Source organism: Mycobacterium sp. (assembly GCF_049683935.1).
Classification (GTDB): Bacteria; Actinomycetota; Actinomycetes; order Mycobacteriales; family Mycobacteriaceae; genus Mycobacterium.
On sequence record NZ_JBAUJR010000211.1, the window covers coordinates 15,518 to 28,761 of the forward strand.

A 13,244-nucleotide genomic window follows, 5' to 3' on the forward strand; every position below is an offset into this window, starting at 1 on the left:
GACCGATTTCGCTTACCGTGCGGTGCGGCAGTGGCTCCGTGTGGACAACCGCCACGTACGTCCGTAACCTAACCGTGATCTACGTATCGAGACCGTACTTGGTTCCTGCGCAACGAAAGGACATCCGACGTCGTGATCCTTGAACCGATCCGGCGGATCTCCCGTTCGCTGGTGCGGTCGCTTGTCGGCGCGGTCGCTGTTGCGACCTTGCTGTGTGTCGCGGTCGTCAGCGACGTCAACGCCGATCCGGCATCGGACGCACTGGCCCGCATGAATGAGCTGTCCCGCCAGGCAGAGCAGACCACTGAGGCTATGCACACCGCACAGATCGACTTAGACGCCAAACTCGCCGTGCAGGCGGACGCGGAAGCGAAGAACGCCATCGACAGGTCGGCCGTCGACGTGGCCAACGCCGAACTGGCGAAGTACCAGGCGGCGGTAGACAAGGTGGCGGCGGCCGCATACATGGGTGGCAGCACCGACGGGCTTACTGCGGCCCTCACTGCGTCCTCACCCCGGGACTTGATCGACCAACTGTCGATCCAGAAGACCATGTCAACGCAAATGGCAGCGGATATGGCGGCGTTCAAGTCGGCTAGCCAGCGGGCCGCCCAAGCCGCGCAGAGATCGGCAGATTCCGCCGTGCAGGCTCGCCTAGCCGCGGATCAGGCAACGAAGGTCCGCGCTGAGTTGCAGGCTAAGCAAAGCGATCTGCGCGCCCAGATAGCCGCAGTCCAAGCCCAGTTCGAGGTGTTGACACCGGATCAGCGCGCGATACTCGCTGACCCCGGCCCTCCACCTCCACCCGTCCCCGGCGAGCCGAATCCCGATGACCCCGCGATCGTCGCGATGCCCGATCCGCCGGCGGCGGGTGTGGCGCCGACTCCGTCGAGCGGCGAGGGTGCCGCGGTGGTGCAGGCAGCGTTGACGCGGGTGGGGTCGCCGTACTCATGGGGTGCGACGGGCCCGAATTCTTTCGACTGCTCGGGACTCATTAAGTGGGCGTTCCTGCAGAGTGGCAAGTCCTTGCCGCGTTCAAGCCAGGCATTGGCGGAAGGGGGCCAACCGGTCGCTGTCACTGACCTGCAGCCCGGAGACATCGTGACCTTCTATGCCGATGTCTCTCATGCGGGTATCTACATTGGCGATGGGATGATGGTTCACGCGTCGACGTACGGAACGCCGGTGAAGGTCGCGCCGATCTCCTCCGCGCCGATTCATAACGTCCGGCGGTACTAGGTCGCCGCCGCTAGGTGGCGCGGCGGCGACTGCTGAAGACCTGGTGCTGAGGGCCGTCCATTCGTTGATCTCGTCGATAGTGTGAGCGAGGGGTACGGTCGGGTCGGGAAGTGTCCCAGGCCAGGGCCGACGTGGGCTCGCGGACTGAGGTGAGCGGACCCTGTGGCGGCTCCGTGTCTCTTCTGCTGGCCGTCTATTCGACAGCGGTGAGGACGTTCACGGAGGCACCGTCGTCAGTGGAGGTGTAGATCGCGGTATCCGTGGCGATGTAGACCTGGCCGTCGCTAGCGGCGAGAAGGGCCTGAGGTTTGGCGCTCAGGGTGTGTCGTGGCTGCCAGGTCTGCCCGTTGTCGGTGCTGGTGTAGAGGGTTCCTGCGAGGTCAGCTCCGAGCAGGGGACCACGATCGGGCCAGCTGACGAGCGCCAGTGTCGGTGCACCGCTGACTGGGTCGAACGTCATTGCGCCGTCGGTGCTTCGGAGGAGCCCTTGGCGTGTGGTCGCGAGGATCTCGTCGGCGTCCGCGGGTGATACTGCTAGGTCAGAGGCGGGGATTTCTGCTCGCCGCTGCCAGGACTGCTCATCGAGGCTGACCATCACAGCGCCCGACTGGCTGTCGTGACCGTAGACCCGGCTGTGGCGGTACTCGAGTGCGTGAAAATCGGCGCTGCCGTGCAGCGACAGGGATTCCCAGGATTGGCCGGCGTCGCTGCTCTTGATCAGGCCCAGGTGTGGCAGTTGTTGACGGTCAGCCGGATCGGGGTGGCCGCTGGCCAAGAATTCGTCAGGCCCGGCAATGGTGAAGCCCATGAAGTCCTGGGCGAGATCGCCGACTCGTTGTGGCGCCCGATCGGGCTCTACTGTGTAGAGGCCGTAATGAGTGGCGACATAGAGGGTTTCGTCGGACGGGTTGATGCCGAGACCGTGGATGTGCACCATGCCCGGCACTATCGCGGGCGGCGCGCTGTCGGGGGCGTTCGACGAACACGCCGCGACGAGGGCTCCGGTCAGAATTGCGGCAACGAATCTGCGGAGCTGCACGGTGAAACCTTCCGGTCGCGGACTATCTACGTAGTGCAATAGTAGATGGGCGGCACAGGGCATCGGCGCGACGCTGCTATGACGCCCTGGGCAGGGCTGCGTGTACCGACAGGACAGTGAGGCTTCTTCATCAAGTCTTCATCGGGACACGAACCGACCCATACTCGGAATCTTGAGGCTGGACCGAGGCGGCGAGAGCGCTTGCCGCGTGGCCTGGTGTCACGAAGTTGTATGAGAAGGATGCGCGATGCAGCACAAGCGATGTGGAACTGGGTTTGCGGCGTTGGCGGCGTCGGCCCTGTTCATCACTGCTGTTCGAATGCGACAACAGACTCTCAGTCATCGCCGAGCGCTGCGAGCAGCGACGCGGCCCACAACGACGCTGATGTGACCATCGATGCCGGGCAGACCTATGTCCAGGATGACGACACCGGGATCGGGGTCGCGCGCGACGGCGATCGCGTCGACGCCGTTGCCGGCCACGACCGCCTCGAACTGCTCGCGTTCTAGATAGCTGGCCACCACTTCGGCCAGGGGAAGTTCGTCGTCGACGACCAGGACAGGGTATCCCTTCGCCTGCTCAGGTGTACCCGGGTGATCCTCCATATCCCGCATGGTGCCCGCTGAAGCAGCCGCGGCAGCGCACGACCGCCCGAAGCGGCGCGATCTTCAGCAGATTTTTACGAGACTCATACCGATTACGTCCTTCGGCTGGGAGACGCTCACGGTGGAGGAGGGCCTGACATGCGCTGGCTGATGGACGTCTGCCCGAACAGTCTCGGGTGGCAAACGTGGCTGATCCTGTGCGCCGTCATTGTCGTGATGTGGGCCGCCGCCATCGCCGGCGCGACGGCCCTGTTCCACGCTTCTGGCCGGCCGCGCCGCAGGCAGCGGCGTGAGGCAATGGAGGAGCCTGTTCGCAGCGGCCACGTCGGGGCGGAGTGACTGGTCAGCGACGCGGCCGAACGTAGCGCTCGCGCGGGGTGTCAGTATTCGATCAAGCGCGTGACGTAGGGCGTCATGCCGGAGCTGCGTACGGGTGAGATTTTGACCACTGACCCCGTGTAGGGGGCTTCGATCATCATGCCGTCGCCGAGGTACATGGCTTCGTGCTGGCTGGCGTTGGGGCCGTAGAAGATCAGATCGCCGCGCTGCATCTGCGATGACGGAACTTTGCGGCCGGCGTTGTACTGGGATCCGGAGTAGTGGTCGAGCTTGATGCCGACTCCAGCGAAGGCGTAGAGCATGAGGCCGGAGCAGTCGAAGCCGACGGTGCTGGCTCCTTGATCGATTCCCCGAGAGGGCCCGTTGGCGTTGCCACCGCCCCATGAGTAGGGAACGCCGAGTTGTGACATGGCGCGTCGGATCACGAACTCCGAGGCCTGGCGGCCGTACAGGCGGGGGATGCGTCCATTGGTGATGCCGGGATCTGCAGCAGCGGTCGCGGGGGAGAGGATGCCCAGTTTGGTGAGGAAGTTTCGGCCCATGTCGGCGGTGAGTTGCAGCGAGGTCGCCATGATTTTGAGGACGGCGTTGATGATGGCTATGGGGTCGCCGGCCACATTGGCGCTGGGCACCATCGGCAGCGTGGTGTCCCACTGGCCGACGCCCGACCTGTATGCCGGTGCCGGGCCGGAGCGGTCCCATTGGCCGCTCGGCGGCACCGGGGTACGGGGTTGTGCGGCCGTGGGCTGGCGCGTGGTGGCTGCTACCGGTCGGGCAGTAGTGAGTCGGGTTTGTGCGGAGTCGCGTTCGGCGGCCAACCGGGTGAGGTCGGACTGCTGATCGGTGAAAGCGCGTTGCGCGGCAACGAGTTCGGCGACTGCACCGTCCTGCCGTCGTTGCGCTTCGGCCGCTGCTGCGTCGGCGTCCAGCCGGGCCTGTTTGGCGGCTGAGAGTCGGTTGGCGTGTTCGGTCTGGCTTCGGCGAAGATCGTCTTTGACCGTACTGAAGGCGATGAGGTAGGTCTGCTGCATTGAGGCTGCCGAGAGGATGTCTTCGGGGCTATTTGCCAGCGGCAGTGAGCGCGAGGGACCGTTCATATAGGTCGAGGCGGCGAACTCGTCGAAACGCTGCTGCGTGGCGTCGATGGCGGTTTGGCTGTCGGCGAGTGCTTTCTCGCTGTCGGCGAGTGTGCGGTGCGCCTCGGCGACCGCCTCGCGGGCGGTGGCAAGCTCAACCAGCGTCCGATTGACGCTCTCCTGCTGGTGTTGGATGTCCGCGCCGATATCGGCGACGTGCTGGTTGGCTTCGGCGACGGCGGCGACAAGTCCTGCGACCGTTTCGCTGTCACCATCAGGTTCGCTTCCGTGGCCGGCCGTTGCGATGCCGGAGGTGTGAAGCACCAGCACCGCAAAAATCACCCCGGTGGTGAGAAGTGAAGTGAGGCGCCGCATCAATTCTCCTGTGGGGTGGCTGCCGGTGACCGCGAGTCTGCGCCGAGGTGTCATGTGCGACGGCCTATTAGCGCTGTAACTACGTAGTTGCTAAGTACGTAGGTGGAACGTACATCACTGCAGCATCAGGAGAAACGCCTGTCACAGTCTCAACTCGGTAACACCTGACCGGACGGCAGCATTTGCTCTTTGGCCCGAGGGGCCGCTGCCTTGAACCGGATTTCATTGGCGCGCGCCTTTGCGAATCAACATCGGTGGCGCAGCCGCAGTGAGGTCCCCTGCATTTGGGCTGTTGGCGGCTACATTGGAGGCTGCAGGGTGCCGCGCTGTGCGAATCGGCCACCTCGTTAGAGCGAGCAGGAGTTGCGGCGGATGGAACAGCGAGGATTCGGCGATCTCGAAGCGGTGGTCATGGACTGGGTGTGGGATCACCAGGAGCCGGTCACCGTACGCGACGTGTTCGAAGACCTGTCTGAGCAGCGGGCAATCGCGTACACCACGGTGTTGTCGACCATGGACAACCTGTATCGCAAGCGGTGGCTCAAACGGCAGCGCAACGGCAAGGCCTATGTATACCGGGCGGCGATGAGTCGTGAGGAGCGGTCGGCGCGGCTGATGAAAGCTGCCTTCGACTCCGGCGGCGACACCAACACTGTGCTGGCATTTTTTGTCGAGCAGATGAGTGCAGAGCAATCAGCCCAACTGAAGGCGGCGCTGCGTAAGGGGCGGCGATCATGACGACGGCGCTGTGGCTGGTGCTCTACGGCGCAGTGCTGGCGTGGCTTGCTCCACCGGTACTGCGGCGCCTTACTGGTGGCGGGGTCAGCCCGTCCATGGGTGTGGCCGCCTGGCTGGCCACGGTTGCCGCCGTGCTTGCGGCATGGCTGGCGGCAGTGGTGCTGGTGGTCAACGCGACGTCAAACAGCATCCTCGACGGCTCGGTCGTGACCCTCTGCCTGGAACTGTTCGGCTTCTCCGATCACACCCCGCTGGCGGGACGCCTCGGCTCTATTGCGCTCATCGGCGGGGGGCTGCTGACCTCGGCGGTCGTGGCGCTGCGACTGGGTCGCTGCCTGGCCGGACTGCGCACCCGAAGCCACGAGCACGCACATGCCGCGCGGATCGTCGGTCGGCCCACTGACCATCCCCACGTCGTTGTCGTCGAGGCCGACCTTCCCGCCGCCTACTGTGTCATCGGCCGCCCCCATGCGGTCGTCGTGACCTCGGCGGCCGTGAAATCGTTGAACCGAGCGCAACTGAAAGCGGTTCTCGCGCACGAGGATGCGCACCTAACAGGGCATCATCACCACATTCTCATGGTGCTGCGTGCCCTTGCCGCCACCCTTCCTCACCTTCCCTTGTTCGACTGCGCACATCAGGCAGTGGCGGAACTGCTGGAGATGTGCGCTGACGACACCGCCGCTCGTCGCGTCGGCACTCGTCCTTTACTCACGGGGTTGCTTGCACTGGCCGGTCACCGACCTCCGGTGGCCGAAGGTCTGGCAGCCGCGGCAACGGCGGTCATCGCCCGCGCCGAGCGACTGGTCACCCCGACGCAACGGCACGTGCGGTGGCGTCACCGCGCTCTCCTGGTTACCGCCATCGCCGCCATGATCGCCACTCCGGCATTCATCCAGGTGCTCTGCCACCACTAGGTGCCCGCCGAACTCATCCGATCTGGCTGGGGGTCGGAGAAGCGCACTTGGACGGACGCGGGCCCTTCGGCGGTCGGGTATTGGCCCACCCAGCAAATCCCTCCCTGACTGCCTGACGGCTGAGGCTACATCCCAAATTACCTACGTAGTCAAACCGTAGATGACCAGTGCAAACGCGGTGTCGCCGAGGTCGATTGGTTGCACGCATAGCGTCGAAATGAGCAGTACAGCAACGCTATCGGGCGAATGCCGTGAATGCGCTGACCGCTTCGCGCGGGCCGCCGAAGGTGACTGTCGCGGGCAGGTCACGACACGGCGTCAACTGCACGGCGGCAACTCCCTTCGGCGATCCGCTGCTACAGTCGGCAACATCGTGAGCTACATCGACCGGAGTTCCTCGCAGCGCCGACGCGCAGTCGTCGCTGTGTTTCTCGCGTTCTGGACCATCCTCGTGGCAGCGGAATGGGCGCTACCGGGGACCGAGGCGGCGCCAGCCCATGGACCCCACCCCCTTGCGAGCGCGGTGGGCGCGCCGGTGGCTGTCCAGCTCGACCATCAGCACATCTCCCTGGGCGGGATCGCGCCGTCACCGGAGTCTTTCGCTGAAGCCGTCCTGCGGCGGGGAACGGTCACGCTAATTGCCCTGGCTTTGGTCAGCGCTCTGGCTGTGTTGCCAGCGCTATGGCGCTACGCGCCGCTTGCTCCTATCCGCGGTCCTCCGCGCTCACCCGTCGCACAGACCGGCCGGGACGTGCTCGTCCGGCTCTGCATCGCGCGTCGCTGATCGGCTAGCGTCAGGCCCCGCCTTTCTGGACCGGGGCCGGTGACCGCTGCCCGCCACCAGCAGCCGCGCGACAGTCGCGGCGTCAACAGAAGCGACATCCCCGACATGAATCACGCTGTTTCGATCAACCATGCCCACGACACAGACCGATTCAAGCACCTACGGCTGGGCCGCTTTGAGCGTCCGGCCACTATGGTCGGGCAGACGCCCGTCCTGAGGATCGGCGCGCCGTTCACCACCGCGGGGCAGGGCTTCTGGGCCAAACTTGAAGGCTTCAACCCGGGCGGAATGAAAGACCGGCCCGCTCTGCATATGGTCGAGCGCGCGCGCACTCGTGGGGCGCTTGCCCCGGGCGCCCGTATCGTCGAATCAACGAGCGGTACCTTGGGATTGGGGCTTGCTCTCGCGGGCACTGTGTACGGCCACCCCGTCACCTTGGTCACCGACCCCGGCATGGAACCGATCATCCAACACATGCTCGCCGCCTTCGGCGCGCACATCGAACTGGTCACCGAGCCCCACGAGCGCGGCGGCTGGCAGCAGGCCCGCACGGAACGCGTTCAAGAGATTCTGGCCACCGATCCGCACGCATGGCACCCCGACCAATACAACAACCCGGACAATGTGGAGGCCTACCGCGGGCTGGCGATCGAAGTGAATGAACAGCTGGGATCTGTCGATGTGCTGGTGTGCTCCGTCGGTACCGGGGGACACTCGGCAGGCGTGGCGCGAGTCCTGCGGGAATTCAATCCGGACCTGCGGCTGATCGGCGTCGACACGGTGGGCTCCACCATCTTCGGGCAACCCGCCACCACTCGACTCATGCGCGGCCTCGGCTCAAGCATCTACCCCGGCAACGTCGACTACGGCGCTTTCAACGAAGTGCACTGGGTCGCGCCGGCGGATGCGGTATGGGCCTGCCGAACCCTGGCGGCCACCCATTATGCCAGTGGCGGGTGGAGCGTCGGCGCGGTCGCGTTGGTGGCAGGGTGGGCTGCGAGGAACAGCGACCCGGGCACTACGGTCGCCGCCATTTTCCCCGACGGCCCACAGCGTTATTTCGACACCGTCTATAACGACGACTACTGCCGCACCCACGGTCTGTTGGACAAGGTGCCGCCGAATCACCCTGCCTGCATTGACGACCCGCTGGCACAGGCGGTCACGGCCTGGACGCGGTGCCCCGTGGTCGTCGACCCCACGCAGGTGGTGTCGTGATGACACTGCTGTCCGGGTTCCGCAGTTTCGGCTGGCCAAGCCGCATGCTGATGGTCAACCAGTTCGGGATCAACCTCGGTTTCTACATGCTCATGCCGTATCTGGCCGGCTACCTGGCTGGGCCCCTGGGTTTGGCGGCATGGGCCATCGGGCTCGTTCTCGGGGTTCGCAACTTCTCCCAGCAGGGCATGTTCATCATCGGTGGCACGTTGGCCGATCGCCTGGGCTTCAAGCCCCTCATCGTGAGTGGATGCGTGCTGCGGACTGCGGGATTCGGGCTTCTGGTGGTCGCCGATTCGCTGCCGGCGGTGTTGGTCGCCTCGGCGGCAACGGGTTTTGCCGGGGCACTCTTCAACCCAGCTGTGCGGGCGTACTTAGCCGCCGACGCGGGCCCTCGTCGGTTGGAAGCGTTCGCGCTGTTCAACGTGTTCTATCAAGCGGGCATCCTCGCGGGGCCGCTGGTGGGCCTGGCGTTGATGTTCGTTGACTTCAAAATGACTGCTGCGGCGGCGGCGCTGGTTTTCGCGGGGCTGACGGTGGCGCAACTGTTCGCTCTGCCGCAACGTGCTGCGACTCCGACACAGGAGAAGACTTCGGTGCTTCAGGATTGGCGGGCGGTTGCGGCCAACCGTTCGTTCCTGTTATTCGCAGCGGCGATGATCGGGTCCTATGTGCTGTCGTTTCAGGTGTACCTCGCGATGCCGCTGCAGGCGCGGTACCTGTTTCCGCAGAACGACTCCGTGGTCACAGCGATGATTTTCGTGGTCTCCGGAGTTGTCGCGGTCATCGGGCAGATGCGCATCACACGGTGGTTTGGGCGGCGTTGGGGTTCGGGGCGCTCACTGGCGATCGGCATGGTGATTCTGGCGCTGTCGTTCCTGCCGCTGATCGTATTGCCCGATGACGAGCGTGCCGGCCGCGTTGCTGCGGCTACAGCGCTGCTGATCGCGACGGCCGTGCTGGCGGTCGGCTCGGCTGCGGTGTTCCCGTTCGAAATGGATACCGTCGTCTCCCTGGCCGACAACCGTCTCGTCGGAACGCATTACGGCTTCTACAACACGATCGTCGGTGTTGGCATCCTCGTCGGCAACCTGGCAACAGGCTCGCTGATGCAACTCGCCAGAGACGTTGGGCAGCCGGAACTTCTGTGGGTGTTGTTGACAGTCATCGGATTACTGTCGGCGGCTGCCCTGTGCCGCCTGGATCAGCGAGGACGACTGCGACCAGCGCCGAGGGCCGCTAGTGACGCAAACCGGCGCTGAACTTGCCACTTGGCGCGTCACCTACGTAGTAACTACGTAGATGGCGGTAGGCTGTCTCGTGTGGCGCAGTGAGGAATGCGTGAGCGCGAGTTTGTTTCCTTGAACGGCTGGGAGAGTGCCACGACGATCGAGTCGCACCGTCTTGTCGCTGGTTCCGTACCCCCAGCGGCGGCCGCCGGCCGCATCCGCGTGCTACTCGTAGAGCCTCGACGCATTTATGCGACCACCGTGGCGCGACACTTACGCGCCGGCGATTTCGCCGTGGAGGTGGCCTCCTCACCAGCTGCTGCACTCATAGGGTTGCGCGATCGTGATCCCGATGTGGTCGTGGTGGGCGTCGGCACTCAGGGGCGGGGCAAGGCCATGCTTGACCGCATCAGTCAGGAAACTCAAGTCGGCGTGGTCGCTCTCAGTGACGGTGATATCACTCCGCTGCTCATTAGTACGGGGGTCGTCTGCGTGGGCGACATCGAAGCACTGAACCGGCGAATCCGTCTGGCGCTGAGGCATTGCCGTGTCGACGGCGAACCACGTGGCGGTGGCCACGGCGACGAGACGCATCGCCGCGAGATCGGGGATCTCCTTATTGACGTGGCCGCGCGTCGGGTGTTCCTCCGCGGCGAGCCGTTGCCGCTCACCCGCACAGAGTTTGAGATTCTCTGCACGCTGGCGGAGAGTCTGGGTGAACCGGTGACGTGTCGTCAATTGCAGCTGAGCCTGTGGGGGGATGCGTCTGACGGTGGCCGGTCCACTCTGGCGGTCCATGTGGGTAATCTTCGACGCAAGCTGGGTGACGTTCCGCACTCACCGCGGTATCTCCGTACGGTGCGCGGGACTGGCTACTGCCTCTCAGGCGAAGTGGGGCAGCAAGTGCCTGGTGCGTCGTCGTGATCCGATTGGTCACTGGTTGCAGCGAGCAGTCAGCTTTCGATGATGCGAACGACGTAAGGCGTCATCCCTGACGTGCGCACCGGGGAGATTTTGATCGGGACGCCGGTCTGCTGCGCCTCGAGCATCTGCCCGCCGCCCAAATAGATAGCTTCGTGCTGACTCCCACCCGGCCCCCAGAACAGCAGATCACCTCGCTTCGCTTGGGAGGGCGGCACCTTGCGGCCGGCGTCGTACTGATCACCGGACCATCGCGGGAGCAGCACTCCGACGCCGGCGAACGCGAACCGTGTCAGGCCTGAACAGTCAAAGCCGACGGTGCCTGCTCCCTGGTCGACGCCGCGGCTGGGACCGGTGAGGCTTCCGCCACCCCAGGAGTAGGGAACACCGATTTGGGTTCCCGCTCTGCGAATCACGTACTCGATCGCTTGCGCACCATTGACCCGATTTCCGCGCACGCTCGTCGACGGATCGACGGCGGGACTGACGATTCCCAGGCTGCTGAGGAAGTTGCGGCCCATATTCATGGCCGTCTGCGTCGCCATGGCCGTTGCCTGCAGGGATGCGTTCGCGATGGCAACCGGATCGCCGGGAGCGCCCGCGCTCGCCATCTTCGGCAGCAGTGGGTCCCACGGGCCGGCGGCAGGTTGGGCCGACGCGACCGGTGCGCATGCAAGGAATAGCAAGACGACGATGGCGATCACACCGGGGAGCCGTCGAACGCGTCCCGCTACAAGGATTGTGGGGTCGCAGCGGTCAGCGCGGGCAGTTGGAGCACCCTTGCTCCGGACGTGTGATTCCATGTCTTCTCCTCGGTGCGCCGCGCGGTGAGCTATCTCACGCACCAATAGCGGGGCTGAGTCGCATACGTACGGCGCAGCACCAAAATACGTAGCTCCTACGTAGAAAAGCCTAACTCACAAAAGCCCCACCAGTAACAGCAGCCACATAATTACAATGGTGAAATTCGCTGCGGCGGTGCGGTTTGAATGCCGTAAGTACTGGTGTGAAACCGTTTCACGGTCGGGAGGCGCGCGTGAATAGCGCGCGGATAAACGCAAATTGTGCGAGCTTCTCGAAGGAGGCACTATGGGCCGCCGTCGGGGGCAGCAACAGTTCTGCCGCGAGCGGTCATGTGAAGCCTCGTCGGCGGTAGCGCGCCGCCTTCGGTCATCGGGGAGTCGATGGGCTCCAGCCACGCCGACAACCGCCCGTACAGCAACGGCGGCTCAGGAGTGTATCTAAATGCGCTGCGCAGTAATGGGTTTCAGCTTCGGCGGGCATTGAAGAAATGTCGGCTCGGTGTCAAGCCCTTTCGATGCTCAGAGGTTGGCGTTTCCGGCCTTCCATTGCTCCCAGGGGATGTTCCAGTCTCCGAGGCCGTCGGTTCCTGACAGGGTGGCGCCGGTCGTGTTGATGACTTCCACGATGTCGCCGCGTCGGGTGTTGTCGTAGAACCAGCGCGCATTGGCTGGATTGACGTTGAGGCATCCGTGGCTGACGTTGGCGATGCCTTGGCTGCCCACCGACCATGGGGCAGAGTGCACGTAGATGCCGCTGTAGGACATTTGCGTGGCCCATTCGACTTCGGTGCGGTAGCCGTCGGGTGAGTTGACGGGGACTCCGTAGGTGGACGAATCCATCACCAGGAATGAGTAGCGGTCGCCGATGATGTAGGCGCCGTTGTCGGTGGGTGTTTTGGCTTTGCCCATGGAGATGGGCATGGTTTTGACGACTTCGCCGTTGCGCCGCACGGTCATCGTCTTGGTGGCGTCATCGGCGGTGGCGATGATGTGGTCGCCGATTGTGAAGCGCGTGGTGACGTCATCCTGGCCGAAGAGCCCGTTGCCGAAGTCGACACCGTAAGCCTTGACTGACACATCAACGGTCGTTCCCGGCTCCCAGTACTCGGCAGGGCGCCAACGGACTTCACGATTGCTGAGCCAGTAAAGGGCGCCCTCAACCGATGGGTTCGTGGTCACGGTGATCGCCTGCTGCGCCGCAACCCGGTTCGTGATGTTCTCGTCAAAACGAACCGCAATGGGTTGACCCACGCCCACCGTTTCGCCGTCATTGGGCAAGACGTAGGGCATCGTCAGGTTTTCGGGGGAATGGGTTTCGAATGTAGCGCTGGTGCTTGTCGTTCCGCCAAGCCCTTGTGCGTGCGCCTGCAGGGTGTACTGCTTGTTGTAACCCAGCGGTTCCGCCGATGACCAGGTAACGCCGTCGGGGCCAAGCTGCCCGTCGACCAGTTCGCCCGCCTCGTTGGTCAGCGACACTTGGCCGAGAACACCATCGTCGGCGGTAACGGTCACGGGGGCATCGACAGCGACGCCGATGGCACCATCAGTTACGGACGCTTCCAATTTCGGTACGAGCAAGTCTGCGTAGGGCGTGCCCTTGTCGGTGATGACGTCGGGCGTGGGCGCCGGCGCCGGAGACGAGGTGCAGGCGGTCGCGATCAGCAGCCCCGCCACCGCGAGGACGGTCGTGCGCAGCCAGTGCGTCGTCGCTCGAAACGGTGGGGGGCAGCCTGTCTGCGGCATGAGTGGAACTCTCCGTATCGGGTTGTCGTCATCGTCTAACTGGCGGTGGCACCGCCTGGTGCGCTGCGAGGGCCGATCGCGGGCGACGGTGGACGGGTATGCCTTCGAGTGTGCTCATGAGTCGTTTGGCTTTCTTAGTCCTTCGATAAAGATTCGATAAAGCTGGCACTAAAAGCTGGCTCCTCGGGTTTGTACAACCCGAAAATCGGGGGCGCGT

The 13,244-nt window shown here is 64.3% G+C and carries 12 protein-coding genes and 1 pseudogene; 8 read left to right on the forward strand and 5 right to left on the reverse strand.

From position 1 onward, the window contains the following. The first annotated feature begins 132 nt into the window (after positions 1-132). Positions 133-1,239, forward strand: coding sequence for a peptidoglycan hydrolase RipC (ripC, locus tag WA965_RS11890; protein WP_526298978.1), 1,107 nt, complete (start codon positions 133-135; stop codon positions 1,237-1,239). A gap of 193 nt (positions 1,240-1,432) precedes the next feature. Here the strand turns inward: ripC and WA965_RS11895 are convergent, their stop codons facing one another. Together WA965_RS11895 and WA965_RS11900 are read right to left on the reverse strand one after the other, a co-directional pair. Further along, positions 1,433-2,278: a F510_1955 family glycosylhydrolase gene (locus WA965_RS11895; protein ID WP_217889457.1), complete on the reverse strand. Its 846-nt coding sequence runs from the start codon at positions 2,276-2,278 to the stop codon at positions 1,433-1,435. A 390-nt stretch (positions 2,279-2,668) separates the two neighbouring features. Further along, a pseudogene (locus WA965_RS11900) lies at positions 2,669-2,893 on the reverse strand (response regulator transcription factor); the annotation flags it as partial. A 129-nt stretch (positions 2,894-3,022) separates the two neighbouring features. Here WA965_RS11900 and WA965_RS11905 point away from each other — a divergent pair. Next, positions 3,023-3,223 (forward strand): hypothetical protein, encoded by a 201-nt coding sequence (locus WA965_RS11905; protein WP_137149496.1) that lies wholly within the window; start codon positions 3,023-3,025, stop codon positions 3,221-3,223. Positions 3,224-3,264: 41 nt separating this feature from the next. On the opposite strand, the gene ripA is transcribed toward WA965_RS11905, so the two are convergent. After that, positions 3,265-4,674 carry an NlpC/P60 family peptidoglycan endopeptidase RipA gene (gene ripA, locus WA965_RS11910; RefSeq protein ID WP_137149497.1) on the reverse strand — a complete coding sequence of 470 codons (1,410 nt, stop codon included), beginning with the start codon at positions 4,672-4,674 and terminating at the stop codon, positions 3,265-3,267. A gap of 372 nt (positions 4,675-5,046) precedes the next feature. Between ripA and WA965_RS11915 the strand changes: the two genes are divergently transcribed. The 6 genes from WA965_RS11915 to WA965_RS11940 all read left to right on the forward strand — a co-directional run bounded on the left by WA965_RS11915 (position 5,047) and on the right by WA965_RS11940 (position 10,484). After that, a complete protein-coding gene (locus WA965_RS11915; RefSeq protein ID WP_217889454.1) occupies positions 5,047-5,412 on the forward strand; it encodes a BlaI/MecI/CopY family transcriptional regulator in 366 nt (121 codons plus the stop codon). Continuing rightward, positions 5,409-6,329 (forward strand): M56 family metallopeptidase, encoded by a 921-nt coding sequence (locus WA965_RS11920; protein WP_526298981.1) that lies wholly within the window; start codon positions 5,409-5,411, stop codon positions 6,327-6,329. The genes WA965_RS11915 and WA965_RS11920 overlap by 4 nt, the downstream gene beginning before the upstream one ends. A gap of 373 nt (positions 6,330-6,702) precedes the next feature. Next, positions 6,703-7,113, forward strand: a complete 411-nt coding sequence (gene lpqS, locus WA965_RS11925) for a putative copper homeostasis (lipo)protein LpqS (RefSeq protein ID WP_526298983.1) — start codon at positions 6,703-6,705, stop codon at positions 7,111-7,113. 105 nt (positions 7,114-7,218) lie between these two features. Then, a complete protein-coding gene (locus WA965_RS11930) occupies positions 7,219-8,331 on the forward strand; it encodes a PLP-dependent cysteine synthase family protein (protein ID WP_526299011.1) in 1,113 nt (370 codons plus the stop codon). Then, positions 8,331-9,593 (forward strand): MDR family MFS transporter, encoded by a 1,263-nt coding sequence (locus WA965_RS11935; protein ID WP_137149501.1) that lies wholly within the window; start codon positions 8,331-8,333, stop codon positions 9,591-9,593. Before WA965_RS11930 ends, WA965_RS11935 begins: the two co-directional genes overlap by 1 nt. A gap of 75 nt (positions 9,594-9,668) precedes the next feature. Beyond that, the gene (locus WA965_RS11940; protein ID WP_526298985.1) at positions 9,669-10,484 is read left to right on the forward strand and encodes a winged helix-turn-helix transcriptional regulator; all 816 of its coding nucleotides are present in this window, start codon (positions 9,669-9,671) and stop codon (positions 10,482-10,484) included. 29 nt (positions 10,485-10,513) lie between these two features. On the opposite strand, the gene ripB is transcribed toward WA965_RS11940, so the two are convergent. Then, positions 10,514-11,284 (reverse strand): NlpC/P60 family peptidoglycan endopeptidase RipB, encoded by a 771-nt coding sequence (gene ripB / locus WA965_RS11945; protein ID WP_137149503.1) that lies wholly within the window; start codon positions 11,282-11,284, stop codon positions 10,514-10,516. Positions 11,285-11,803: 519 nt separating this feature from the next. Then, positions 11,804-13,027 carry an Ig-like domain-containing protein gene (locus WA965_RS11950; protein ID WP_526298987.1) on the reverse strand — a complete coding sequence of 408 codons (1,224 nt, stop codon included), beginning with the start codon at positions 13,025-13,027 and terminating at the stop codon, positions 11,804-11,806. Between the last annotated feature and the right edge of the window lie 217 nt (positions 13,028-13,244).